Here is a 22653-nt window from a genome sequence, read left to right as displayed (position 1 = left end):
GCCTGACCCGACAGTATTAGCTAAGGGCTACGTGGTAAAATACGATACTCATTAGAACCGGGCATAAGTAACGAATGTGCCAGCGCAATAACGTAAGCCCGAAACTGCCCGCAGCAATTTCTTTTAAGTGGTTGCTGCGGCGCCATAACCAACCCACTACCAGTAAATAGAATAAGCCAGACAGCGGCAGCTGGAACTGTGTCACAGCGGTGACGACCCAACCAAACAGTGGCTCGAAGAATAAAATCAGTAATAGTGAGAACACACCAATAAGCGCTAATGACGCGGCGGTTGCAACCGGGCGGCTCAGTTTGCGCTCTTCAATGCAATAAGACACAGGAACTTCCGCCTGAGCAATGGTCGAGGTTAGCGCGGCAATACTCAGTAAGCTAAAGAATGCAAACGCGACAAACGGCCCGGCAACGCCCATGCTGTTGAATAGCTCCGGCAGTACCGCAAAAATGAGCTGTCCTTCGCCAACCAGCTCGGTGCCTTCACCAACGGAAACGCCTAAATGAATGCCTGCGTATAGTGCTGGAATAATCAGTAAGCCGGCTAAAAACGCTATGAAGGTATCAAGCGCTGCAACTGAAAGGCTCAAACGACCCAGTTTTGCACCGGGCTTTAAGTACGAGCCATAAATCATCATGCCGCCCAGGCCAATCGACAGTGAGAAGAATGCCTGACCCATAGCGGCAACCAAAATACTGGTATTGGTTATTTGTGTGAAGTCCGGTATCAGGTAACGTTCTAAACCGACGCTGGCGCCTGGTAACGTCAGCATGTAAATAATCAGGCCGACTAGCAGAACCACCAATGTTGGCATTAAACGCTTGGACCAACGCTCAATACCTTTTTCCACGCCCTGGAAGACGACTAATGCGGTGGCGGTTAAAAACAGCCCCGTGAATATTAAGTCGCGCGGCATAGAGCTGTTCAGCAGGAATTCGGACACCGATGTGAGGCCAACGCCTTTGGCTAAGAAGCCGAGTGCGTGAACCACCATCCAACCGGCGACTACGTGATAGAAGCTCAGCATTAAGCATGAGCCCAGTACGTTCAAATAGCCCATTAACCTACCGACCGGGCGAGCTTTACCGCCGGAAAGCAGAGTCAATGACTTAACCGGGTTAGCCTGTGCGCTGTGACCTATGAGCAGTTCGCTATAAAGGGCGGGAATAGCCAAAATAAAAATAACGCACAGGTACACGAGTAAAAAAGCGCCACCACCATGGTTGGCGACTTGCGTCGGAAAGCCCCAAATGTTGCCGAGCCCGACAGCGGAACCCGCGGCCGCTAAAATAAAGCCAATGCGGCTATGAAATGAATCACGCATAAATGTCCAAAAAGCTTACTGCCCCTACTTAAGTCAGGCGGGCATTCTAACGAACTGAGAAAATTTTGCCCTATCTTTTTTTAGTCAATCGGGTTACTATTCGCGCCCTGAATTTCAGCCGGTTGCCCAATTACTGAACAGGATGTTTCAAGTAAGCGCAACTGACCTAAACGTTAACGTACAAGACCGTAATCTCAGGAGCCTTACGTCATGCCAAATCTGGATCTGAGCCGCTACGGCATCACCGATGTCGAAGAAATCGTCCACAACCCGTCCTACGACCTGCTGTTTGAAGAAGAAACTCGCGATGACCTGCAGGGTTACGAAAAAGGCACGGTAACGGATTTAGGAGCGGTTGCTGTCGATACCGGAATATTTACCGGCCGTTCACCAAAAGACAAATACATTGTTCGCGACGACACCACACGAGACACTGTTTGGTGGGCCGACCAGGGTAAAAACGACAATAAACCACTGTCGACTGAAACCTGGAAAGAACTGAAAGGCTTAGTAACTGAGCAGCTGTCGAACAAACGCTTGTTTGTCGTCGACACCTATTGCGGTGCTAACGAAGATACACGCTTAGCGGTTCGCTTCATTACTGAAGTGGCATGGCAGGCGCATTTCGTGAAAAATATGTTCATTCGCCCAAGCGAAGAAGAACTGGAAACGTTCGAGCCAGACTTCGTGGTCATGAACGGTGCGAAATGCATTAACCCTAAGTGGCAAGAACAAGAGCTGAACTCTGAAAACTTTGTGGCGTTTAACTTAACTGAGAAAATCCAGTTAATTGGCGGTACCTGGTACGGCGGCGAAATGAAGAAAGGTATGTTCTCAATGATGAACTACTTCCTGCCGCTAAAAGGCATTGCGTCAATGCACTGTTCAGCAAACGTTGGTAAAGAAGGTGACGTTGCTATCTTCTTTGGCTTGTCGGGTACCGGTAAAACCACGCTGTCGACTGACCCTAAACGCGCACTGATTGGTGACGACGAGCACGGTTGGGACGACGATGGTGTCTTCAACTTTGAAGGCGGCTGTTATGCGAAAACCATCAACCTGTCGAAAGAAGCAGAACCGGATATTTACAACGCGATTCGTCGCGACGCGCTATTAGAAAACGTTGCGGTTGATGAAAATGGCGTTGTCGACTTTGATGACAACTCGAAAACCGAGAACACTCGTGTTTCTTACCCTATTTACCACATCGACAACATTGTTAAGCCGGTGTCTAAAGCGGGTCACGCGAAGAAAGTTATTTTCCTGACGGCTGACGCGTTTGGCGTATTACCTCCAGTGTCTAAGCTGACTAAAGAGCAGGCGCAGTATCACTTCTTGTCTGGCTTTACCGCGAAATTGGCGGGTACTGAGCGCGGTGTGACTGAGCCAACACCGACTTTCTCAAGCTGTTTTGGTGCGGCATTCTTAAGCCTGCACCCAACCCAGTATGCAGAAGTATTGGTAAAACGTATGGAAGCAGCTGGCGCAGAAGCTTACCTGGTTAACACGGGTTGGAACGGTACTGGCAAGCGTATCTCTATTAAAGCAACGCGCGCTATCATCGACTCTATCTTAGACGGCTCTATTGAAGACGCTGAGTTTGTTGAACTGCCATACTTTAACCTGGCCATGCCAACTCAGTTAGCTGGTGTTGAAGACAGCAGCATTTTAGACCCACGTAAAACTTATGAAGAAGACGGCGAGTGGGACGTTCGTGCGAAAGACTTAGCGGAACGTTTCGTGGCCAATTTCGAGAAGTTTACCGACACCGAGAACGGTAAAGCCTTAGTGGCAGCTGGTCCTAAGCTTTAGCCAACGGTATAAGGTTAAATACTAAAAACCCCGCAACACACTATGTGCTGCGGGGTTTTTTAATGCCCCGATTGAACGGGGCGATAAGACTTACTTCAGTTGTTCTGCGTGTGGCAGTTCGAACGGAGGCTTCTCTTCTGATTTTTCCATTAAGAAGGTATCCATCCAACGCATGAAACGCATGCCGTAGTCCAACTGTGCCGCTACTTTGCGGTTACCGTGACCTTCGCCCGGGTAGAACACCAAGCGTACTGGCACATTACCGTGAGTTTTCAGGTAACGATACAATTCCATCGACTGTGACGGGTGTACACGCGTGTCTTCTTTACCGTGCATAATCAGAATTGGCGTACGCGCTTTCTCTGCATGATAAATAGGGCTGCGCTCTAAGTACCATTCCCACTTGTCCCAAGGGTAGCTACGCGCGTGAACGGCGTGCATTTCTTTAGGAATATCGGTGGTGCCGAATTTTGACAAGTTATTGCTAATACCGACGAACATAACGCTAGCTGCGAAGTGCTCAGTCTGCGCCGTTGCGCCCCAGGCAGAAGCATAACCACCGTAAGAGCCGCCGGTAATACCAACGCGAAACTCATCAGCAATGCCCATGGCCACTAGGTGCTCTTTGGCATCAACAATGTCGTCGAATTCTTTACCCGCGTAGTCGTTTTGGCCAAGCTTTGAGAACTCAACGCCACGTCCGGTGCTGCCACGGTAGTTAGGGAAGAACAACGCATAGCCCTTAGATGCTGCATGCTTAACTGGCGACGCATAGCGATCTAACCAGCCATTGCTGTAATGCGATTCAGGACCACCATGAATGACCATAACGGTCGGGTAGCTTTTGCCTTCTTCGTAGTCTTTAGGGTAAACCAAAATACCTTCCAGCTCTAACCCATCGCGCGCTTCATAGGTAATGGTTTCCTGACGTGGCATATCAATTTCTGACAACCAAGGGTTCGAGTCTGTTAAGCGCTCTAACCCACCGTTGGCGTACTTAAAAGCTTCGCTTGGGTGAGAAGGGCGGTGTGCAGTCAGTACAAATTCAGATTTACCTGCTTCGCCGTCAATGCTGGTCACAATGGCTTCACCCGGTTCAATCAGAACGCGGCTTTCCAGGAATTTAAGCGTTAACGCCTGAACTTCTGACTCTGTACCACGGTGGCCAAGCCAGACTAGCTCTTCACCGGTACGCCAGGTAAAGTCTTTTACCGAGCCTTCGTAGTTCGGTAATACGTTGCGATGCTCTTGTTCGCGAGTATCGTAAACAAACAAAGAGCCGGCAGACGGGTCATTATAGTCCGCTGCACGAATCATGGCTAAGTAGCGACCGTCCGGTGAAAACTCAGCACGACCCAACTTGCCTTCAGCCTCAAAAGTAGCAGCCACTTCGCCACCTAAACCAATGAGCTGGTACTGGCTGCTCATATAGTTGTCATCGATAAGCGGTGTGGGCGCAGTGCGAACTAATAGCTGTTCGTTGTCCGGGTGAAATGCTACTGAGTAGACTTGCTGATCATCCGGCGTTACCGCCTTAGCTTCAGCGTCTTCTTCACCAAGCGTTACGTGGTAAGCCTGGGTGTAGGTTAAGTCTTCTTCATAAACTTCGGCTTTAAAACCTTTTTTAGACAGCTTTTCTTTGTCGCTGTCTTTAGGGCCAGAGGACAAGAACACTAACTGTGTGCCGTCTTCGCTTAAATCGTAGCTGCCAATATTACCGTCGAATTCAAACACCGACTGTACGCCACCACCATTAACCGGCATGCGGTACAATTCCTGGTAGTCGTCGCCGTCTTTTTTAGCGGTGAAATAAAGGTACTCTCCTTTGGGGCCAAAGCTAACGCGGCTGAACTTGTCATCTTTGCTCAGGTAAGACGTAGCTTCGCCTTGCGCGTTAATAAGCGCTAACTCAGTGTGTCCGTAACCATCGTCGTCTTCATACGGCACACGTGGAATAGAGCGAAGAACCGCAGTAAATTCGCCCGTTGGCGAGAGGTCAGCCATACGTACTGACTCTGTTGTTACGGTATCCATTAGCGTCATTTCACGGGCGTCGGCATCGACCGCCCAAGCCGCTAACGCGATACCCCCTGCTACACGTAAAAGCATAGTTGTCTCCGTTGTTGTTCTAATGTTTAGGTTTACTTCATAAATCGTTTTGTTGCTTCGGCGCCACGCGCAACCAGGCGCACTTGCGCTATAGTCGTTTCGGTAATGCGTTCGCGTTCTTCTTCGTTTACGTCGAAACAGTCAGCCCCGGCACTGAATACAATCTTGGCAATAGTGTCTGACTGCAGCTCTGCTAATTCACGAGAAAACGACTGCTCATTCACTAAATACTCTTCCAGCTCAGCTTTAAAATGCTCAATTTCACGCACAACCGCTAAACGAAAGCTGCGCGAACGGCCTGAGCGCTCCTGCAGAAGTAGCCGAAAAATTGCCGTGTTTTCCGCCACAAATTGCATAAAGGTTTCTACTGACACTCGGATAATAGAGCCGCCGGTTTCAATGCGTTGTCGCGCCTGGCGAAGTAGTTGACGCAAGGCTAAACCGCACTCATCAACCAGAGTGAGTCCTAACTCATCCATGTCGCGAAAGTGCCGGTAAAAAGACGTTGGTGCAATACCTGCCTCGCGTGCTACTTCGCGTAAACTTAAGCTGGAAAAGCCGGCTTCAGCGCTAAGCTGATTCATCGCTGCGTTAATCAGTGCGCGGCGCGTCTTTTCTTTCTGTTTTGCTCGAACCCCAGCCATATTTGTTGCCATCCTTCGCTGTTATTGAACGAATAGTAACACAGGTCTTTACACATTTTCCGCTTGTAATTTGAAAGCAAAACCCGTACATTCAGCGAACAGGTGTACGCTGTTTTGTCACCTGACTTTTTTGATTGTTTTAGGTTATATACATGCAAAAGAATTTTGAAAAACCCCCTCTTATTTGGCTTAACACCCTAGTGTTCTCCATTACTTTCGCTATAGCCGCCATTGGTGTTCCTTTATATGCGTTCACCGTCGGTATTGGCGCAGAATTTTGGTGGGTTATGTTTGGTACCGCATGTTTTGCGGGTATTTCCATTACTGCGGGCTACCATCGTTTATGGGCGCACCGTACGTACGACGCTAACCCGGTATTGCGCTTTTTATTCGCAATAGGCGGTGCTGTGGCGCTGCAAAATAGTGCCTTGCACTGGTCGTCCGATCACCGAGTGCACCACACACATGTCGATGACAACGACAAAGACCCGTATTCGGCGAAGCGCGGTTTTTGGTATTCGCACATTGGCTGGATGCTGCGTGAGTATCAGGCGAGTCGTTATTCCGACTACGACAATGTCAAAGACTTACAGAAAGATCCTATCGTTATGTGGCAGCACAAGTATTACCTGCCGCTGACGCTGTTCGTGAACTTCGGTTGGCCAATTGCCGCCGGCTTTATGCTGGGCGATGTTTGGGCCGGCTTATTGGTTATTGGTGTATTGCGCCTAGTGCTTAACCACCACACCACGTTCTTTATTAACTCGCTGGCGCATATTTGGGGCAAACAGCCTTACACGGACAAAAACACGGCGCGCGACAATGGCGTACTGGCGTTTATGACCTTCGGCGAGGGCTATCATAACTATCACCACATTTTTGCGAGTGATTATCGCAATGGCATTCGCTGGTGGCAGTTTGACCCGACCAAATGGCTTATTCGTGCCAGCAGTTGGTTCGGTTTAGCGCGTAACCTAAAACGCAGCTCGCCGTATCAAGTCGAGCGTGCGAAGCTGCAAATGCAGTTAAAAGTGGCTCGTCAGAAGGCCCTGAGCGCACCAGAGTCATTGTTCGAAAAAGCGCACGAGCACTACGAACAACTGGGTACGCAGTTACGTGAATACTACAAAGCGCGTAAAAAGCTGCTGGACTCTAAAGCTCAGGACTTAAAAGATCACTTAAACCATGACATTGATGCATTGAAAAAACAGGTCGATGACATGCGTGAATCTCTTGCTGAGCAGAAGCGTCACTGGAAAGCTTTGTTGAACCAAATTCAACAACACGCGTAAAAGAATTTAACCCTTCAGCACTTGAAAATGAACAAAATATAATCAATACTGGAGGGTAGGTTCTTCGAAGTAAGCGCAATGATCTCCTTGCGCAAGAGAGGTGAGTATGGAAATTGGCGCAGCTATGAATACAGGCCTGCAGGGTATGCAACGTGCAAACCAGCAAGTATCTGAAGCAAGCCAGGAAATTGCATCTGCAGCGGGTCGTAACGACGTGCAGCAGCAAGACAATGCCAATACAAATGGTGGTCAGCCAGCTACCGAAACAGCGACTGAAACGGCGCAAAGTGTTAACGCCGCCAGTACAACTGACTCGCTGGTTTCGTTAAACGAAGGGCAGACTAACTTTGAAGCCAATACTCGTACAGTAGAAACCGCTGACGAAATGTTGGGCACTCTTATCGATACTAGTGCGTAACTGAATGTTCTAGCCATGAATATCACCACAGCGCTACCGGCTATTCCTGTTACATCGGCTCCTCCTATGGAGTCGATGCAGACGGACAATGCCGCTAAGGCGCTGGTTAGTGAACCTACCGCAACTGAAAAGCAAAACAACAGCACTGACAGCGCAGCTTCAACCTATTCACCAAACGGCAAAGCTGCCAAAAAAGGCAAAGAGACTGCTGAAGGTGAAAAAGGTGCTGAGGCTAAAGGCTCTGAGTCCGAAGAAACTAAGGGCGAGAAAAAAGCTGACGCGACCGAAGAAAAGAAACCGAATGGCCAAAAGCTCGACGAGCAGGAGCTCGAAAAAGTTGATGAGCTAAAAAGTCGTGATCAGGAAGTGCGTGTGCACGAACAAGCGCATGCGGCTGTTGGCGGGCAATATGCCGGTTCACCTTCTTATGAATACGAACGTGGTCCCGATGGTAAGTCTTATGCCGTTGGCGGTGAGGTTCAGATTGACGTTAGTCCGGTTCAGGGCGACCCTCAAGCAACCATTCAGAAAATGCAGGTGGTACGTCGTGCTGCAATGGCACCGGCAGAACCGTCTGCCGCTGACCGAGCCATAGCTGCCGAAGCAACTAATAAAGCAACGCAGGCGCGTGCTGAGTTGGCGCAGCAGCAAATTAAGTCTGGTGAAGAGGGAGAAAATAGCAATCCTGATATCAGTATTAATGCGCCATTTAAGAAAAGCTTAGAAGGTGAAGGCTCGGACAAAGGCTCTTCTGGCAGCGCAGCACCCGCTGAGCAAGGCAAGAAAACTCTGTCTGCGCCAGAACGCGGCGCTATGGTTGCTTCTTTCTACGACAATAAAGTTCGTCCATCCGTGGACTCATTCAGCGCTACCGCTTAATCCTTTCTCTTATTTATTTCTGTTTCGCTTTTGCGAAAGCGTCTGCTAAAGCATTACCCATAGCGGCATTTTGCGGCGGCTTGTTTTGCTGACCACGGTCACGCTGAGGCTTGCCTTTATTTGAACTGCCGCCCTGCGGCTTAGTCTTAGCGGCCGGCTTCGCAGACACTTCGTCATTTAAACGCATGGTTAAACCAATACGGTTACGCTCAATGTCCACTTCCAGCACTTTTACCTTCACAATGTCGCCGGCTTTAACCACTTCACGCGGGTCGCTGACAAACTTGTCCGCTAAAGCTGAAATGTGAACCAGGCCGTCCTGATGTACGCCAACATCGACAAAGGCACCAAAGTTCGCAACGTTAGTTACGACACCTTCTAGCAACATGCCGGGTTTCAGGTCGCTGACTTTCTCAACACCTTCTTTAAACTCCGCCGTTTTGAATTCAGGGCGCGGGTCGCGGCCTGGTTTTTCAAGCTCAGACAAAATATCAGTGATCGTTGGCAGACCAAAGCGCTCGTCGGTGTAGTCGGCAGCGTTCAGGCTTTTAACCAATGAGTGGTTGCCAATAAGCTCTTGTACCGGCAAATCATTCGCTTTTGCCATCCGCTCTACCACTGAATAAGCTTCTGGGTGAACCGCTGAGGCATCTAACGGTTGCTCGCCATTGTTAATACGTAGGAAGCCCGCTGCCTGTTCAAAGGCTTTCGGTCCCATGCGTGGCACATCGAGTAACTGTTTACGGTTAGCAAAGGCACCGTTGGCGTCTCGGTAGTCGACAATGTTTTTCGCTAGCGTTTTCGACAAACCGGAAACGCGCTGAAGCAAGGCCGCAGAAGCCATGTTGGCATCCACGCCTACTGCGTTTACACAGTCCTCAACCACGGCATCCAGGCTTTGTGCGAGTTGCGACTGGCTAACGTCGTGCTGATACTGGCCCACACCAATAGACTTAGGCTCAATTTTAACCAGCTCGGCCAACGGATCCTGCAAGCGGCGGGCGATAGACACCGCGCCACGCAGTGACACGTCCATATCCGGAAATTCTTGTGCCGCCAATTCAGAAGCCGAGTAAACCGACGCACCGGCCTCGTTGACTATAACCTTGGTGGCTTTAATTTCGCTGTGCTGCTTCAGCATGTCACCGACCATTTTATCGGTCTCGCGCGAGTGAGTGCCGTTACCAATGCTGATAAGCTCAACCTTGTACTGTTTGCACAAAGTCGCCAGCGTGCGCATGGCTTTGTCCATTTGGTTTTGCGGCTGGAACGGGAATACCGTGTTAGTAGCAACCGCTTTACCAGTTTCGTCCACGACCGCAACCTTAACACCGGTACGAACGCCCGGGTCCAGGCCCATAGTGGTTTTAGCACCGGCAGGCGCCGCCATCAGCAAGTCTTTTAAGTTGCTGGCAAATACCTGAATAGCCGCTTCCTCGGCACGCTCACGCACACGAGCCATGAGTTCAGTTTCCATGTGCAGCGACAGTTTCACCCGCCAGGTCCACTGAATCACCTGGCGCAGCCAGTCATCGGCAGCACGACCTTTGTGGTCAAAGTTAAGGAAGTCGGAAATAATGACTTCGCAGTGCGAGCCGGAGGTTTTGTCTTCACTACCCGGGTCGGCGTCCATAGAAAGTTGCAAAAAGCCTTCGTTACGGCCGCGCAGCAATGCCAATGTGCGGTGCGACGGAATGGTCTTAAACAGCTCAGAGAACTCAAAGTAGTCGCGGAACTTAGCGCCTTCTTTTTCTTTGCCCGGCGCAACGGTGCTGGTTAAGTGCGCGTTCTGCCACAAGTGTGAACGTAAACGCTTCAGCAATTCCGCCTGTTCGGCAAAGCGCTCCATTAAAATGGCGCGGGCACCGTCTAGTACCGCTTTGGCGTCAGCAAAACCTTTGTCGGCGTCAACGTAGTCAGCGGCCGCTTGCTCCGGGTTTTGTGTTGGGTCTTTCCACAGTAGGTCTGCCAGCGGCTCAATACCGGCTTCAATCGCAATTTGGCCTTTGGTGCGGCGCTTAGGCTTGTAGGGCAGATATAAATCTTCCAGCTCGGTTTTCGAGTCGGCGGTTTTAATGCTTTGAGCCAGTTCGTCGGTTAACTTACCTTGCTCGTCAATCGACTTCAGTATCACCTGACGGCGGTCGTCCAGCTCGCGCAGGTAGTTAAGGCGCTGATGCAGCTGACGCAATTGCGTGTCGTCTAAACCGCCGGTTACCTCTTTACGGTAACGGGCAATAAAAGGCACCGTCGAGCCTTCGTCCAGCAACTGGATAACAGCGGCAATCTGACGCTCGTCGACCTTCAGTTCATTAGCAAGTAATTGCGGTATCTGGCTCATAGTACATCTCTTGGTTTTAAAACGTTACGACAAATAATGGGGACGAATACTATCACGAATTGGCTACGCGGGCTGTTGGTAACTTATCTTATTAATAAACCAGGTCTTGGTGCCCTGCGGCGTACGAACCTCGGCCTCGTCGTCCACCTCTTTCTTCAGCAGGGCACGCGCCATGGGAGAATCGATTGACACCGCGTCTTTGCGATCATAAATCTCATCCGGACCAACAATTTGAAAGGCGCGAACGTTCTCGTCTTCGTCCTCAATTTCCACCCACGCGCCAAAAAACACCTTACCGTCCTGCTGTGGCGAATAATACACCACCTTCACCTGCTCCAGACGTTTGGTTAAGTAGCGAATGCGGCCATCAATTTTGCGTAGCTTCTGTTTATTGTATTTGTAATCGGCGTTCTCTGACCGGTCACCCAGGCTCGCCGCCCACGACACCTTCTCTACGGTTTCGCGACGCTCAACCCGCCACAGGTGCTCGAGTTCCTGCTGCAACTTTTCATAACCGCCAAGGGTAATTAAATTGGTTTTCATACGCTGATTCGTTGTGCCTGCGTTGAATGATTAGGGGATTTTACTGGGTTATGGGTTCGAGGGAAATGGCGGATTAGTAAGGGTATGTAAGTTTCAAATATGAGCTATTGCTTAGATTATTGTAATTTAGTTTTAACTTGTTTAATGTTGGTTGGATAGTTTGTGAGCGTGTTGGGCAGGTGGGAAGTAGAAATCAGAGAGGTGATACTTGTCACTAACCGTTTATTAATCGGCATTTAGCCCGTCCGCAGGTAATAAAATGATACTCAATTATGTTTAAGAAGCTTAAGGAAATACTACTCGGCCGCTCGCCTAATAATGTGCTCGAATCAAAGGTTGAGTCAAAGCAAAACCAAGTGCGCTACACAATGCGGGATGAGCAGCTTGTAGAGACTGATGCGGTGTTCGATGCATGGACATCCGGTGATATAGCAAAGATGCGAGCGGCTTTGTCAGAGAAAACGAATCTTATTGATAGGCACTTTCTGCTAATGGGACTCGTTGATCAATCATACAAACATCGGAAAGAGGACAAGGAGTGGGAAAGGTTTTGTGCAGAAATATCGGAGCTGCATATTAAAGAGTTTCCAGAGATAAAGCCGACGCTTGTTAAAAGCTTAAACGGAATACTTCCAAGGGTTACAACCTTTCAAAAATATGCCACGTTACTCACGGAACAGAATGATTTTGACCGCGCTGTGGAAGTATGTGAAGTAGCTCTCTCGTATGGCCTCCGTGACGGAACGAAAAGCGGTTTCGAAGGACGTATTGAACGAATTAAGCGAAAAGCGGCGAAGCATAGTGCATGACAAGTACAGGCACGGCAACGTGAAAATTACTGTCGTTATATATTAAGGGTAATCACATGAAACTCGATTTTATCGTTATGGTTTCATTAACTGTTTTATTGTTATCTGGATGTGCAACATCCTCTTATTCAGTTGGTGAGAACTTTGCTAGTGAAAACGTATCCCAGATTGTTAAGGGTAAAACCACCAGTGACGATCTGATTGAGCTTTTGGGTGAGCCGTACTCGAAAACTGTTCTATCCGGCACTGATGAGAAATGGCTCTATATGTACTCTGAAGGACAAGCTAAAGCGCAAAGTTATATAGTCTCGATGGATGTGAAAACGACCGGAACTCAAAAAGTGCTAGACGTGCTGATTTCAGACGGAGTTGTTGTTAACTTTGCGTATACAGAAGGTGAAAACCCTTACAATATCCAAGTCAATTAACTGCGCACCATCAATGCCGGCAGTGCTAAAGCATATCGATGATTTATGGCGTTATGACAAAAGGAGAAACAATGAACAAGTCAATTCTAATCGCCTCCCTAGTTCTGATAGGTGGTTGCTCCACTACTTATCAAGCGCCTTCGACTGACAGTCAGCACTTTTCCGGACAGCATGACTCGGATAAAAAGGCTGTTATTGAAAAGGCTAAGAAAATTCTGCTGATGGATGGGTATCAGATTCAATCGGCCAGCAATACAGAGGGCTATATATCTACTTCGTACAAAAACTGGAAGTTAAGCCCAGAGCAGGCTAGTTGCGGTTCAACAATGGGAATTGACTATCTGAAAGACAACCGGACAAAAACAGAAGTAGCAATAAATATCATCGTTGATGAAGAAACGCTTAGTGTTCGGTCAAACATCAAGGGCGAGTATAAACCAGGTACTGTGAGCCAGGACATCACATTAACATGCGTATCCAATGGAGTTATTGAAAGTGATATCGCAGAGCAAATTATTTCAAATTAAACAAGGAGCAATAAGGTAAGACAGTTCGATGCCATTAAAAGGGCGTTAATTTACTAAAAGAGATAAAACATGGAACTTAAAGATTTTATTAAAGAAGCAATAAGGGATATTTCGGAAGCTATTGATGAGTCCAATACAGAGCTTTATGATTTAGATGTTATCTCTAACCCTTCGGCTGTCAGTGTTGATAAAAGAGAAGATATATATGGTCATACGTATCTAAACTCCGATAGCGATAAAACGAGTAGACCTGTTCACCTACTTAAATTTGATGTAGCTGTTTCTGCAACAAAAAAAGATAATGGCGAAGAAGGAATTGGTGTAAAAGCTCTTGGTATTACGCTAAATAAAGGCGGTGAAACTTCAGACGAGCTTAGTAATAGCAGCAGGTTGAAATTTAGTTTACCAATTGCTTTTCCTACAGGTAGGAAGTAATCCAAATACGATAAATGTTAATAAGGGAACGTAATGAGAAAGTTAATTGCTATTGTTGTATGTGTTGCAACTCTCTATGGCTGTGCGTCGAGTGGCTCTAGCTCTAAAGCTGCACCCTTGCCTATAAAGTTAATTAATTCAGAGATGGCAAAGGATTGCACCTTTGTAGGAGTATCGAGTGGTCATGTGTATAACGCTTTCCAGTATACTGCAGATAATATTAATGACGCTCGTTTAAAAGCTGCAGAAGAAGCCTTAGCTTCAGGTGCGAATTCAGCTGTAATAACTTCTACTGATGTCGAAAACCCTGGACATAATGTTACGGTACATATGGAAACTTATAATTGCTCCAAAAACTAACAAGCCAATCAAGATTGACGCGTAACGCTTGGCTTGCGGTTTTTCGTCGCTGAGTTTAGTTCGGTATTACTTGCCACTTATTGGGGTATTAGGAAATCGTAATGATTGAAGAGCCAGACTGGTCTACGCATGCAATAACCTCAGCAATCTCACCGAGATTCTTGGAGCTGTATGCTTCCATAATGATGCAACAGGCCGTAATCGAGTATGAGTTGCAGATCTGCATTGCTCTCCTCCTAAAATTAGACTATGAAAGGGTGCAAATTCTGACCGCAGAGCTCTCCTATCGCCAACTAGTGGCATTAGTTTCATCTTCAATGCTCAAGTTCAACGATTCTTCTTCTGAAAGATTCAAGGAGTTTAGGTACGCATTGGCGAAGCTTGATGAATTTGAAAAGCTCAGAAACGATTTGGCTCACTCGATTTGGATGCACTCTCCTGATGGCATCGGAAAGTCAGGTGCAAAGAGGATGAAAACCACGTCGAAGCGAAAAGCTGGCCTCAAAGTCCTGGAAGAAGAGTATTCTGAAGAAGAGCTTGAGAAACAGTGGAAGCGTGGAAACTTCTTTATTCGGGAACTTAGGAAGAGGGTTGAGGCCACCGTTTCCTAACAAACCAAGTTAGCGGGACAATTACACACAGGCTCCCGTCACTTCGTTCCGTATTATAGCTTGCGTGTAATTACCCCTTCTTGGGGCGTTATATAAACAGGAACCACTCCGGTGAAAATTAAAAGTAGCTGTATCGTTTTCGCGTTAGCTTTATTCGTATCGGCGTGCACATCCGGACGTTTGGAGTATTTCACCGCCGAGGGCGAGCGAAAGGTTGCATGCGAAACGGAATACACATGGCAGCCGAGTGTTGATAAGTATGCGGTTGAATATGTGCTAGCGCATTGCGCTCAAGAGGCAGTATCCAGAGGCTACACGGTCGAAGATGCTGCTCTTCTTGAAAAGGATTTGTCGGTTCCGTCCCCTCCCGAAGGAAGAGCGTGGAGCCATGAGCTGGCAAAGCAGTATCACTCAAAAGGGACGCTTACGGATAAAGAATATGGGTATCTCATCGCTTATTTAGATCTCGGTCATGATAGTGATTGAGCGTGCGGTGAGTAGTAAACGTAACAAGTTGCAACAGTATGCGCTTTCGGTGTTGAGGTACAAATGAACCTTGCTCTCTTCGATTTTGATGGAACAATCACAACGCGAGATACATATACCAAGTTTGTCTTTTCCTCGACGAAATTGGCTCGTCTAGTTATTGGCGCTTGTCTTCTTTCTCCGGCAATCATCTTACACAAAGCTAGGCTTCTTTCTGCTCCTAAAGTTCGACCTCTCATATCACGAGTTGCTTTCATGGGCGTTTCTGAAAAACAACTTGATGCTAGTGCTGAACGTTATGTTTCTGAATATTTACCCTCTGTGATTCGGAGCGATATGCTGCAGAAAATAGCTGAGCATAAAGAGAACGGCGATCACGTGGTCATTGTGTCTGCATCTATCTCTCCTTATTTAAAAATTTGGTGTAGAAATCACGAGATAGATTTAATTTGTAGTGAACTTGAAGTGCGTAATGGTCGATTTACCGGAGCCTACCTGAGCGGCGATTGCAGTAACGAGAGAAAGGTCGAGCGCATAAAAGAACGCATCGATTTATCTCTTTATAGCGAAATTTTTGCGTATGGAGATTCTGAAGAAGATTACCCTATGCTAAACCTAGCCAATACGAGTTTTTATCGGGGAGAGCTCGTTCACTGCCGCACAACCGAGCGTTACAACCTTAGAAAATTCGTTTCACATCACGATAAAAGTTTTCATGGCTGCCCAAAGTCATAAGTTCTAAAGCAAAAACTCCGTCATCATAACTATAGCCAAGTAAAGTGAGCTGCTTATTCATTTTAAATTTGTGAACCCGTAAAAAACTTAAATCCCCCTTTTTCTGCTGTCCTATAAATGGATCACTCATCAGCTCCCTGATTGCACTGTCGAGATCTTTCTTTTGGTTAGGCTTTAACTTTTTAACGGCCTTCTTAAAAGTTGGCGTTTGTAATACTGTTTTAACTTTAGTCAAAATCGTAACTCTCGAGCTTACCCGCATCTTTTTCAGTTTGCGCAATAATAGCTTGTTTCACAAACTCATATGGTAGCTCTGGGTTATCTTCCATAATTTCACCAATCCTAGCCCAGTGCTCAATTTGTTTAGGCGGCGTTCTGTTATAAGCCTTGGCTATAATAGTAGCTTTTTCCACAAGTTCTTGGTCTAATCTTATGCTCTTTGTAGCCATAATTAGAGCTCCTGTATCATTTTGCATCAAATGTGGCATGTTGCCACAAAATAGCAGTTATAACAAGCGCGTGATTTATGGGCAATTTTTTATCACACCATTCGCAATGTGAACTCACGTGACTACACGCAAGCGCAAGTCGAAGCATGGGCATCGGATGACGCCTCTCCTGAGGCATGGCAGCGAAAAATGAATGCTATTTCTCCTTTTGTTGCGGAAATTGACGGAGAAGTTGTCGGCTATACCGACCTGCAGGAAGATGGACTAATTGATCATTTCTTTTGCCACCATGAGCATCAGGGTAACGGTATCGGGCGTCACTTAATGGAACATGTGCTGAGAGTGGGTGAGTTACAAGGAATTACCCGGTTTTACTCTGAGGTGAGCATTACGGCTCGTCCGTTTTATGAGAAATTTGGTTTTAAAGTCGTAAAAGAGCAAACGATAGAAATTCGAGGTCAGAAGCTGCGTAACTTTGTTATGGAAAAATTTAGCTAACAAATAGTAGCAGAGTACCAGACCCATTTATCTTATCCCTCAATACTTACCTGCACAGAATATTGTACATCTAGCAAGCTTCATCTATACTTGTCCAATAAGTTGAACATGTTGAGGTGACACATGAGAATCGTCTCTTTTACTGAAGCCAGAAACGGCTTAAAAACTGTATTAGACAGCGTAATAAACGACGCTGACACTACGGTCATTACCCGTCGCGACTCGGAAGATGCTGTGGTGATGTCTTTGGATTACTACAATAGCTTAATGGAAACCGTCCACTTGCTTCGTTCGCCAGCAAATGCTGAGCACTTGAATAAATCGATTGCTCAATACAAAGAGGGCAAAGCTAAACAGCGAGAGTTATTAGATGAGTAATCGGTTGCTGTCATGGACGGATGCAGCCTGGAAAGACTACTTATATTGGCAAACCCAGGATAAAAAGACCCTTAAACGTATTAACCGATTAGTTGCCGATACTAAACGGTCGCCATTTGATGGTATTGGCAAGCCTGAACCGTTAAAAGAAAACCTTTCAGGATTCTGGTCTCGACGAATTGATGACACTAACAGGCTGGTTTATGCGGCAGACGATAGCGCAATTACCATTATTTCCTGTCGTTATCATTACTAATAGTCTACTCCAAAGATCAAGCAGAGGTACTCATGAGTTGGGTCATTCTATTTATCGCCGGTCTTTTGGAAGTCGCTTGGGCTGTCGGCCTTAAGTATACCGACGGCTTTACCAAACTTTGGCCAACCGTTGGCACCACCGTTGCCCTTGTCGGCAGCTTTGTCTTATTAGGCTTGGCACTGAAGATTTTACCCGTCGGCACTGCCTACGCTATTTGGGTGGGCATTGGTGCTGTAGGCACAGCGATTATGGGTATGTTTTTGTTCGGTGAGTCAGCGGACGTTTTGAAATTGGTCAGTTTAGGGTTAATTTGTGCGGGTATTGTTGGTCTTAAGTTGGCTCATGGCTGAGCATTTTGGACTTTGCCCTCAGTCAATTCGTTAATCAACTCGTCAACAGACTGACTTTTATGACCTTTACCCTCAGCTAACTCTTTGATAGCAGCGACGGTTGCCGCATTTGGCTGGCGCGCTTTTAGTTCAAAAGGTATTCCTCCGTGATTAATGACTGCTCGGGCAAACAGCTTAAGTGCTTGTGAAGGGCTTAAACCTACTTCATCACAAATATTAGTGAATGCGACTTTCGTGTCATGATCAATTCGCGTGCTTAGCATCTCGGTTTTCATAATAAGTACCTTATAATGTGTTGCATTGTTATCTATTGTAGCACACTGTGGTACTTTTGAATCGCAAAAGCTGCTATTCGAGTTACTTGCCATAAGACTCCTCCATGAGCTGTTAATGACTGTATTTTAGCCTAAGTAAAAAACGTCTTCTGTCATCAATATCGTATAACTTGCTGTTTTATTGCGTATTTAATTACTTTAGAGTTAGCTATATAAAATACTGAAGTAGGGTCACAAAAAATGTCGTTCGAAGCACAAAAAGAGGCCGCTCTAAGAGAGCTTAAGGAAGCGGGAATTTCGGAAATTAATTCTAAGCCGCCGGCTTTGCTGCTTTTGTGGTGGCTGGGCTTAAATGTAAGACCCTTCCATTACAACAGCTTCTCCCGAAATACACTGTTTATGGGTTTGGGCTTCACTGCCTTCTGGGCGCCATTATGCTGGTTTTTGCAGCTATACTCTTTCAATATGCCGTTGACGCATTTCGTCACCACCGTGGTAGTTGTTGGTTGTGTATTCGGGCTTGCTATGGGTATTAATTATAAGATCGCAGCCAGGAAGCATAACTTATCTGCGTGGGATGAACTTGAAACAAATGCTGGTTGAAAAGACTACTAATGATGTGGCTGAGCGTTGTTCTCGTCGCCCTTATCAAAGGGATAGAACCATGAGAGAAACATTGCAACAAAAAACCGCATTTGCCTGGGTCTTACTTATTACTTGCTGCCTTCTATTTATTCCGCTGGTTGCCATGCAGTTTAGCAACGAGGTTCGGTGGGCTCTCGCCGACTTCGTGATAATGGGTGCGTTATTGTTAGTGGTTGGCTCTTCACTAATACTTCTCGCTCGAAAGCTGTCCAAAAAACAATTCCAGCTTGCAGCCATTGTTGTCTTATTGGGCTTTATTTATGTTTGGGTGGAGCTTGCTGTCGGTGTCTTTTTCTCTTTAGGCAGCTGAAGTTAGGTAACACAGCAATGTAAAAGAGCCCCCAGAGGCACAATGCTCAATGCGTATTGGTCTCCCTATCAGAAATTCCAACGTAAATATTCCGTCAGCGCTTTGAAGCTCCCCAATAAACCGCTTATATTAAAATCAGCACTTGTTAAAGAGGACCTGAAGCAATGCAGCATGCGTTGTTAGTGGTGAACCCGAAAAGCCGCAATGGCCACTCTGAAGAGCTTGATCAAGCAACTGATTTGCTTCAGAGCGCTGGCGTTGAAGTAGACGTGTGCGTTACTGAAAGCCCCTCGGACATGGTGTCCTGTATTGAGAGTTACAAACGGGAAGATGGTGTCATTATTGTCGCCGGAGGGGACGGAACCATTAGCGCAGTGCTGGAGTCGGTGCATAAAACACAACAAACCCTGGCAATTTTGCCCATGGGCACAGCGAATGATTTGGCGCGCTCCTTGGGTGTGCCGCAGGATATAGTGCCGGCGGCCCAGGTTATTGCTAATAACAAGCGAGAGCGCATTAACCTTGCGAAGGTGAATGACCATTACTTTGTGAATGTGGCTCATATCGGCTTGGGAGTAGAGGTTACGCACGAGCTTACCTCAGACATGAAAAAGTACTTTGGTGTGTTCGCGTATTTGGGGGCTTTTATTAGCGTTATTAAGCGTAATAAAAGCTTCAGGGTGAGTATAAAGGCTGACGGCTGCGAGGAATCCTTAAGAGCAATTCACTTGGCGGTGGGTAATGGTCGTTTCTATGGTGGCGGCAATATTGTGGATGAAGACTCAACTCTGCTAGACGGCCAGCTGAACTTATTTTGTCTGAAGCCGCAGAGGTGGTGGCAGTTGTTATTGTTGGGGTTTAATTTGCGAAACGGCAACTTGCGGGTGGCGGAGCGCGTTGTATGTAAAAAAGCGAAGAAAGTCAGTATTAAGACGTCTAAACCCAAACAAATTCATGCCGATGGTGAACATAAAACCGATACGCCCGCTGAATTTGAGGTGATACCGAAAGCAATAGAGGTTATTGTGGGCGATATGCCAAATTCAACGAAGAGCAAGGAATAATATGCCGATTTTACGCACAGATGACCAAGCCGATAGCATCGAAATTCTAAAGCTGATTGTTGAGACCAAGGACTACTATCGCGAAATAACGAACGTGGTAGAAGACGGTGAGTTAGCAAATAAGCTGGAAGCCATTGCTAATGAGCGGGAGTCTTTTATTGAACCGTTTCAAAATGTTGTAAAAGATCTGGGTGAGTTGCCGGCCAAACCCGACCCCGACAAAACGTTGATGCAGGTTATTCAAGGTGAACTGACAAAGTTGTTCTCGGTCGATGAGAAAAACGCGATTTTAGATAAGTGCTTGCAGGAAGATGGGGCGTTAGAGACAGCAGTAAAGAACACTAAGCTGGGACAAAAATCTGCGGAGTATCAAAAGCTGCTTAATGAATTAGCCGAGAACATCAATAACACGAAAAAGACCGTTCAGGCGCTGAAAGGTTAGTGTTTTTGTTCATTAAACGTTAAAAAAGTACTGCAAAACGGTGAAGAAAAGGTCAAAATCAGGGTGGTTGGCTAATAATTGACACCGTTTTAACAGGAAAAGTATTTGTCACAACAACAAAAACAAAATGACATACACTGGCTGACAGGCCAGTTTAGTGACCGCCAAAAAGAAGTAAGTTATCGGCATTCTATAGAATCAAACGTTCGGTCCGACGCTCGGCTGGCGTTAATTCTGGCGTCTGCTATTTTCGCCATGTTTGGCATTACCGACTACAACCTTCTAGGGCTAACCCAAGAGTATTATTTACTGTTGGCTATGCGCATTACGGTGGTGAGTTCTTGTGTGGCAATAGCATTCATTATTGGCAAAGCCGGTGGTTATGCTGACAAAGCTTGGTTACACGCACTACCTCTCTGGATTTTTGCCATAGGTATTATTCTTATTGTGCCGCTTCGTCCTGAGAGTCTCTCAACTCAGGTTACCTCTATTGCCGTTGCGATAGTCGCGTTCTATTTGCTGATTCCGAATTTATTGACGGTAGCAGCGCTGGCGAGCGCGTTTGTCAGTATTACCTTTTTAGCTACAGCCATGATCTATGCCGGAGTGACTGCAGAAGGCGCTGTTCGCATTGGGCTATTACTCGCAATGGCCAATATTGTCGGCTACTCCTCACTGAGACGTCTGGAGCGGTTGCAGCGTCAACAGTATGCCTTGCTCAATGAGGAACGCGATCAAAACCGTGAACTGCTGCAGGAAATAAAACACCGCAAGTCATTAGAAGCACAGCTTCGTATGGTGGCGGAGCGTGACACCCTCACCGGTGTGGATAGCCGTAGCTACTTTATGAAACGCGCTCAGGCGTTATTGCAACGCTCGCGCCTGGAAGAAACGCCGTTTTGTTTGTTCATGATAGACGTGGACCATTTTAAGAAAATTAATGACACTTGGGGCCACACTCAGGGCGACGTGATATTGACTAAAATAGCTGAAGTTTGTCAGCACTCACTCCGCCCAACCGACATTATTGGTCGTTTCGGTGGAGAAGAGTTTGTGGTTGGCTTACCACACACCAGCCCTAATGACGCCACCGCTGTCGCCGAGCGCTTAAAGCAGGGAGTCGAAGCGTTGTCGTTAGATGGCGAATTTAAAGACCTGCAACTGAGCGTGACTATAGGCGTTGCCGTTGCTACCCCAGAAGACGACCTCGACACACTCATTACCCGCGCCGACAACAGGCTGTATGAAGGTAAGCGCGATGGGCGGAATCAGGTGGTGACGTCATCGTGACGTACTGCTGTCGTTACCGACAGCGTAGTAATTTCGGTAGGTTAGCCCCTCACCGAGGAGTAGAATTATGATTATAAAAACACTTCGTAAAAAAAGAGGATGGTCTCAGGACCACTTAGCGACATTGTCTGGTTTAAGTCTTAGAACTATTCAGCGTGTTGAAGCTGGTCATGCGGCGAGCATGGAAACCATCAACTCACTCTCTTCGGTATTTGAAACTGATATTACAAAGTTAACCGAGGAGATTGACGTGATTGATAAAGATGCAGAAGCCTGGAAAGAAGCTCCACTGTGGGTTCGTATGGGCGTATGGGGTATTCGTAAACGGAGCGCAGTTTTAAGGTGGGAGCTAGCCTGCTTTGTGATTGGGTTCTTAGGCTTGGTTGGCATGTATTTCCATCCTTTCCTGCTCATATTTTTAGTATTTTGGGGCTCCGCTTACTGGTATGCTGTTTCTATTCGTTGGATCGATAGTAAGAAGTTGTGGCTGTAAGACCTAACGTATAATGTTTCTGATTATTTCGTAAACTTAAACTAGCGAAATAGTCGATTATCACTGAGGGGTAGTCATGCAAAAAATTACTGCTGTAACGCCTGGGGAGCTATTAAAAGAAGAGTTCCTGGAGCCTATGGGCATTTCTCAGTATCGTCTGGCAAAAGAAATTAATGTCCCTGCTCAGAGAATTGGGCAAATTGTTGCTGGAAAGCGCTCTATAACGGCGGACACTGATCTGAGGTTATGCCGATTTTTTGGTTTATCTAATGGATACTGGCTACGCGCGCAAGTTGCTTATGACACTGACGTAGCTAAATAAGAGCTAAAAGAGCAGCTTCAGAATATAAAACCATGGAAATCGACTTCGAACATTAGCGAAAGTGGGTGAAAGGCCGCTGATTCGCCTCCTTCTGTTTTGTTCTTATAAATTCTCTT

General features: G+C 46.8%; 31 protein-coding genes. 23 read left to right on the top strand and 8 right to left on the bottom strand.

The features are described 5' to 3' along the window. Window positions 1-16: 16 nt before the first annotated feature. Window positions 17-1336 (bottom strand): sodium-dependent transporter, encoded by a 1320-nt coding sequence (locus BLT32_RS04905; RefSeq protein ID WP_053953172.1) that lies wholly within the window; start codon window positions 1334-1336, stop codon window positions 17-19. Between the two features lie 210 nt (window positions 1337-1546). On the opposite strand from BLT32_RS04905, the gene pckA reads away from it, so the two are divergent. After that, on the top strand, window positions 1547-3148 hold the full coding sequence (pckA, locus tag BLT32_RS04900; protein ID WP_053953171.1) for a phosphoenolpyruvate carboxykinase (ATP): 1602 nt from the start codon (window positions 1547-1549) through the stop codon (window positions 3146-3148). 90 nt (window positions 3149-3238) lie between these two features. On the opposite strand, the gene BLT32_RS04895 is transcribed toward pckA, so the two are convergent. After that, a complete protein-coding gene (locus tag BLT32_RS04895; RefSeq protein ID WP_053953170.1) occupies window positions 3239-5257 on the bottom strand; it encodes a S9 family peptidase in 2019 nt (672 codons plus the stop codon). Window positions 5258-5289: 32 nt separating this feature from the next. Further along, window positions 5290-5901, bottom strand: coding sequence for an HTH-type transcriptional repressor FabR (gene fabR, locus BLT32_RS04890; RefSeq protein WP_053953255.1), 612 nt, complete (start codon window positions 5899-5901; stop codon window positions 5290-5292). A gap of 152 nt (window positions 5902-6053) precedes the next feature. On the opposite strand from fabR, the gene BLT32_RS04885 reads away from it, so the two are divergent. From BLT32_RS04885 to BLT32_RS04875, 3 genes are all read left to right on the top strand, one after another. Continuing rightward, on the top strand, window positions 6054-7193 hold the full coding sequence (locus BLT32_RS04885; protein ID WP_053953169.1) for a fatty acid desaturase: 1140 nt from the start codon (window positions 6054-6056) through the stop codon (window positions 7191-7193). A gap of 106 nt (window positions 7194-7299) precedes the next feature. Beyond that, complete coding sequence (locus BLT32_RS04880; RefSeq protein WP_053953168.1) at window positions 7300-7611, top strand: flagellar basal body rod C-terminal domain-containing protein; 312 nt, start codon at window positions 7300-7302, stop codon at window positions 7609-7611. Window positions 7612-7626: 15 nt separating this feature from the next. Then, window positions 7627-8490, top strand: coding sequence for a putative metalloprotease CJM1_0395 family protein (locus BLT32_RS04875; RefSeq protein ID WP_235443960.1), 864 nt, complete (start codon window positions 7627-7629; stop codon window positions 8488-8490). Window positions 8491-8503: 13 nt separating this feature from the next. On the opposite strand, the gene BLT32_RS04870 is transcribed toward BLT32_RS04875, so the two are convergent. Next, window positions 8504-10831, bottom strand: coding sequence for a Tex family protein (locus BLT32_RS04870; protein WP_053953166.1), 2328 nt, complete (start codon window positions 10829-10831; stop codon window positions 8504-8506). Between the two features lie 63 nt (window positions 10832-10894). Beyond that, window positions 10895-11374, bottom strand: a complete 480-nt coding sequence (greB, locus tag BLT32_RS04865) for a transcription elongation factor GreB (protein ID WP_053953165.1) — start codon at window positions 11372-11374, stop codon at window positions 10895-10897. A 272-nt stretch (window positions 11375-11646) separates the two neighbouring features. Between greB and BLT32_RS04860 the strand changes: the two genes are divergently transcribed. From BLT32_RS04860 to BLT32_RS04825, 8 genes are all read left to right on the top strand, one after another. After that, window positions 11647-12183 carry a hypothetical protein gene (locus tag BLT32_RS04860; RefSeq protein ID WP_053953164.1) on the top strand — a complete coding sequence of 179 codons (537 nt, stop codon included), beginning with the start codon at window positions 11647-11649 and terminating at the stop codon, window positions 12181-12183. 56 nt (window positions 12184-12239) lie between these two features. Then, complete coding sequence (locus BLT32_RS04855) at window positions 12240-12611, top strand: hypothetical protein (RefSeq protein WP_053953163.1); 372 nt, start codon at window positions 12240-12242, stop codon at window positions 12609-12611. A gap of 71 nt (window positions 12612-12682) precedes the next feature. Then, window positions 12683-13138, top strand: a complete 456-nt coding sequence (locus BLT32_RS04850) for a hypothetical protein (protein ID WP_053953162.1) — start codon at window positions 12683-12685, stop codon at window positions 13136-13138. A gap of 69 nt (window positions 13139-13207) precedes the next feature. Further along, on the top strand, window positions 13208-13573 hold the full coding sequence (locus BLT32_RS04845; protein WP_053953161.1) for a hypothetical protein: 366 nt from the start codon (window positions 13208-13210) through the stop codon (window positions 13571-13573). 33 nt (window positions 13574-13606) lie between these two features. After that, on the top strand, window positions 13607-13933 hold the full coding sequence (locus BLT32_RS04840) for a hypothetical protein (RefSeq protein ID WP_053953160.1): 327 nt from the start codon (window positions 13607-13609) through the stop codon (window positions 13931-13933). Between the two features lie 101 nt (window positions 13934-14034). Continuing rightward, window positions 14035-14544, top strand: coding sequence for a hypothetical protein (locus BLT32_RS04835; RefSeq protein ID WP_053953159.1), 510 nt, complete (start codon window positions 14035-14037; stop codon window positions 14542-14544). A 111-nt stretch (window positions 14545-14655) separates the two neighbouring features. Further along, window positions 14656-15030, top strand: coding sequence for a hypothetical protein (locus BLT32_RS04830; protein WP_053953158.1), 375 nt, complete (start codon window positions 14656-14658; stop codon window positions 15028-15030). A 63-nt stretch (window positions 15031-15093) separates the two neighbouring features. Beyond that, window positions 15094-15765, top strand: a complete 672-nt coding sequence (locus BLT32_RS04825) for an HAD family hydrolase (RefSeq protein ID WP_074668893.1) — start codon at window positions 15094-15096, stop codon at window positions 15763-15765. Here BLT32_RS04825 and BLT32_RS04820 read toward each other — a convergent pair. Continuing rightward, a complete protein-coding gene (locus BLT32_RS04820) occupies window positions 15710-16000 on the bottom strand; it encodes a type II toxin-antitoxin system RelE/ParE family toxin (protein ID WP_053953157.1) in 291 nt (96 codons plus the stop codon). The genes BLT32_RS04825 and BLT32_RS04820 overlap by 56 nt on opposite strands. Beyond that, the gene (locus BLT32_RS04815; RefSeq protein ID WP_053953156.1) at window positions 15993-16214 is read right to left on the bottom strand and encodes a TA system antitoxin ParD family protein; all 222 of its coding nucleotides are present in this window, start codon (window positions 16212-16214) and stop codon (window positions 15993-15995) included. Before BLT32_RS04815 ends, BLT32_RS04820 begins: the two co-directional genes overlap by 8 nt. Before the next feature lie 108 nt (window positions 16215-16322). Between BLT32_RS04815 and BLT32_RS04810 the strand changes: the two genes are divergently transcribed. The 4 genes from BLT32_RS04810 to sugE all read left to right on the top strand — a co-directional run bounded on the left by BLT32_RS04810 (window position 16323) and on the right by sugE (window position 17696). After that, window positions 16323-16712, top strand: coding sequence for a GNAT family N-acetyltransferase (locus tag BLT32_RS04810; protein ID WP_235443959.1), 390 nt, complete (start codon window positions 16323-16325; stop codon window positions 16710-16712). A 123-nt stretch (window positions 16713-16835) separates the two neighbouring features. Then, a complete protein-coding gene (locus BLT32_RS04805; RefSeq protein ID WP_053953154.1) occupies window positions 16836-17090 on the top strand; it encodes a type II toxin-antitoxin system Phd/YefM family antitoxin in 255 nt (84 codons plus the stop codon). Beyond that, a complete protein-coding gene (locus tag BLT32_RS04800; RefSeq protein ID WP_053953153.1) occupies window positions 17083-17346 on the top strand; it encodes a Txe/YoeB family addiction module toxin in 264 nt (87 codons plus the stop codon). The genes BLT32_RS04805 and BLT32_RS04800 overlap by 8 nt, the downstream gene beginning before the upstream one ends. Window positions 17347-17378: 32 nt before the next feature. Beyond that, a complete protein-coding gene (gene sugE, locus BLT32_RS04795) occupies window positions 17379-17696 on the top strand; it encodes a quaternary ammonium compound efflux SMR transporter SugE (RefSeq protein ID WP_053953152.1) in 318 nt (105 codons plus the stop codon). Here the strand turns inward: sugE and BLT32_RS04790 are convergent. After that, a complete protein-coding gene (locus BLT32_RS04790; protein ID WP_053953254.1) occupies window positions 17687-17971 on the bottom strand; it encodes a type II toxin-antitoxin system RelB/DinJ family antitoxin in 285 nt (94 codons plus the stop codon). The two genes, sugE and BLT32_RS04790, sit on opposite strands and share 10 nt — an antisense overlap. Before the next feature lie 240 nt (window positions 17972-18211). Between BLT32_RS04790 and BLT32_RS04785 the strand changes: the two genes are divergently transcribed. From BLT32_RS04785 to BLT32_RS04755, 7 genes are all read left to right on the top strand, one after another. After that, complete coding sequence (locus tag BLT32_RS04785; protein WP_053953151.1) at window positions 18212-18574, top strand: DUF6404 family protein; 363 nt, start codon at window positions 18212-18214, stop codon at window positions 18572-18574. Between the two features lie 61 nt (window positions 18575-18635). Next, a complete protein-coding gene (locus tag BLT32_RS04780) occupies window positions 18636-18926 on the top strand; it encodes a hypothetical protein (RefSeq protein ID WP_053953253.1) in 291 nt (96 codons plus the stop codon). Window positions 18927-19090: 164 nt separating this feature from the next. Continuing rightward, the gene (locus BLT32_RS04775; protein WP_053953150.1) at window positions 19091-19990 is read left to right on the top strand and encodes a lipid kinase; all 900 of its coding nucleotides are present in this window, start codon (window positions 19091-19093) and stop codon (window positions 19988-19990) included. A 1-nt stretch (window position 19991) separates the two neighbouring features. Further along, a complete protein-coding gene (locus BLT32_RS04770; protein ID WP_053953149.1) occupies window positions 19992-20432 on the top strand; it encodes a ferritin family protein in 441 nt (146 codons plus the stop codon). Between the two features lie 105 nt (window positions 20433-20537). Continuing rightward, window positions 20538-21722, top strand: coding sequence for a GGDEF domain-containing protein (locus tag BLT32_RS04765; protein WP_053953148.1), 1185 nt, complete (start codon window positions 20538-20540; stop codon window positions 21720-21722). A gap of 67 nt (window positions 21723-21789) precedes the next feature. Further along, a complete protein-coding gene (locus BLT32_RS04760) occupies window positions 21790-22215 on the top strand; it encodes a helix-turn-helix domain-containing protein (protein WP_053953147.1) in 426 nt (141 codons plus the stop codon). Between the two features lie 76 nt (window positions 22216-22291). Further along, complete coding sequence (locus BLT32_RS04755; RefSeq protein WP_053953146.1) at window positions 22292-22537, top strand: HigA family addiction module antitoxin; 246 nt, start codon at window positions 22292-22294, stop codon at window positions 22535-22537. The last annotated feature ends 116 nt before the right edge of the window (window positions 22538-22653 follow it).

Source organism: Idiomarina zobellii (genome assembly GCF_900100855.1).
Lineage (GTDB): Bacteria > Pseudomonadota > Gammaproteobacteria > Enterobacterales > Alteromonadaceae > Idiomarina > Idiomarina zobellii.
Note: the sequence above shows the minus strand (reverse complement) of the source record. Positions and strands in the feature narration are given on the sequence as shown.

What these genes read in the sequence shown, in the direction of transcription:
- BLT32_RS04905 (WP_053953172.1), bottom strand. Translation starts at nt 1,336, where the DNA reads ATGCGTGATTCATTTCATAGCCGCATTGGCTTTATTTTAGCGGCCGCG.
- pckA (WP_053953171.1), top strand. Translation starts at nt 1,547, where the DNA reads ATGCCAAATCTGGATCTGAGCCGCTACGGCATCACCGATGTCGAAGAA.
- BLT32_RS04895 (WP_053953170.1), bottom strand. Translation starts at nt 5,257, where the DNA reads ATGCTTTTACGTGTAGCAGGGGGTATCGCGTTAGCGGCTTGGGCGGTC.
- fabR (WP_053953255.1), bottom strand. Translation starts at nt 5,901, where the DNA reads ATGGCTGGGGTTCGAGCAAAACAGAAAGAAAAGACGCGCCGCGCACTG.
- BLT32_RS04885 (WP_053953169.1), top strand. Translation starts at nt 6,054, where the DNA reads ATGCAAAAGAATTTTGAAAAACCCCCTCTTATTTGGCTTAACACCCTA.
- BLT32_RS04880 (WP_053953168.1), top strand. Translation starts at nt 7,300, where the DNA reads ATGGAAATTGGCGCAGCTATGAATACAGGCCTGCAGGGTATGCAACGT.
- BLT32_RS04875 (WP_235443960.1), top strand. Translation starts at nt 7,627, where the DNA reads ATGAATATCACCACAGCGCTACCGGCTATTCCTGTTACATCGGCTCCT.
- BLT32_RS04870 (WP_053953166.1), bottom strand. Translation starts at nt 10,831, where the DNA reads ATGAGCCAGATACCGCAATTACTTGCTAATGAACTGAAGGTCGACGAG.
- greB (WP_053953165.1), bottom strand. Translation starts at nt 11,374, where the DNA reads ATGAAAACCAATTTAATTACCCTTGGCGGTTATGAAAAGTTGCAGCAG.
- BLT32_RS04860 (WP_053953164.1), top strand. Translation starts at nt 11,647, where the DNA reads ATGTTTAAGAAGCTTAAGGAAATACTACTCGGCCGCTCGCCTAATAAT.
- BLT32_RS04855 (WP_053953163.1), top strand. Translation starts at nt 12,240, where the DNA reads ATGAAACTCGATTTTATCGTTATGGTTTCATTAACTGTTTTATTGTTA.
- BLT32_RS04850 (WP_053953162.1), top strand. Translation starts at nt 12,683, where the DNA reads ATGAACAAGTCAATTCTAATCGCCTCCCTAGTTCTGATAGGTGGTTGC.
- BLT32_RS04845 (WP_053953161.1), top strand. Translation starts at nt 13,208, where the DNA reads ATGGAACTTAAAGATTTTATTAAAGAAGCAATAAGGGATATTTCGGAA.
- BLT32_RS04840 (WP_053953160.1), top strand. Translation starts at nt 13,607, where the DNA reads ATGAGAAAGTTAATTGCTATTGTTGTATGTGTTGCAACTCTCTATGGC.
- BLT32_RS04835 (WP_053953159.1), top strand. Translation starts at nt 14,035, where the DNA reads ATGATTGAAGAGCCAGACTGGTCTACGCATGCAATAACCTCAGCAATC.
- BLT32_RS04825 (WP_074668893.1), top strand. Translation starts at nt 15,094, where the DNA reads ATGAACCTTGCTCTCTTCGATTTTGATGGAACAATCACAACGCGAGAT.
- BLT32_RS04815 (WP_053953156.1), bottom strand. Translation starts at nt 16,214, where the DNA reads ATGGCTACAAAGAGCATAAGATTAGACCAAGAACTTGTGGAAAAAGCT.
- BLT32_RS04805 (WP_053953154.1), top strand. Translation starts at nt 16,836, where the DNA reads ATGAGAATCGTCTCTTTTACTGAAGCCAGAAACGGCTTAAAAACTGTA.
- BLT32_RS04800 (WP_053953153.1), top strand. Translation starts at nt 17,083, where the DNA reads ATGAGTAATCGGTTGCTGTCATGGACGGATGCAGCCTGGAAAGACTAC.
- sugE (WP_053953152.1), top strand. Translation starts at nt 17,379, where the DNA reads ATGAGTTGGGTCATTCTATTTATCGCCGGTCTTTTGGAAGTCGCTTGG.
- BLT32_RS04790 (WP_053953254.1), bottom strand. Translation starts at nt 17,971, where the DNA reads ATGAAAACCGAGATGCTAAGCACGCGAATTGATCATGACACGAAAGTC.
- BLT32_RS04785 (WP_053953151.1), top strand. Translation starts at nt 18,212, where the DNA reads ATGTCGTTCGAAGCACAAAAAGAGGCCGCTCTAAGAGAGCTTAAGGAA.
- BLT32_RS04780 (WP_053953253.1), top strand. Translation starts at nt 18,636, where the DNA reads ATGAGAGAAACATTGCAACAAAAAACCGCATTTGCCTGGGTCTTACTT.
- BLT32_RS04775 (WP_053953150.1), top strand. Translation starts at nt 19,091, where the DNA reads ATGCAGCATGCGTTGTTAGTGGTGAACCCGAAAAGCCGCAATGGCCAC.
- BLT32_RS04770 (WP_053953149.1), top strand. Translation starts at nt 19,992, where the DNA reads ATGCCGATTTTACGCACAGATGACCAAGCCGATAGCATCGAAATTCTA.
- BLT32_RS04760 (WP_053953147.1), top strand. Translation starts at nt 21,790, where the DNA reads ATGATTATAAAAACACTTCGTAAAAAAAGAGGATGGTCTCAGGACCAC.
- BLT32_RS04755 (WP_053953146.1), top strand. Translation starts at nt 22,292, where the DNA reads ATGCAAAAAATTACTGCTGTAACGCCTGGGGAGCTATTAAAAGAAGAG.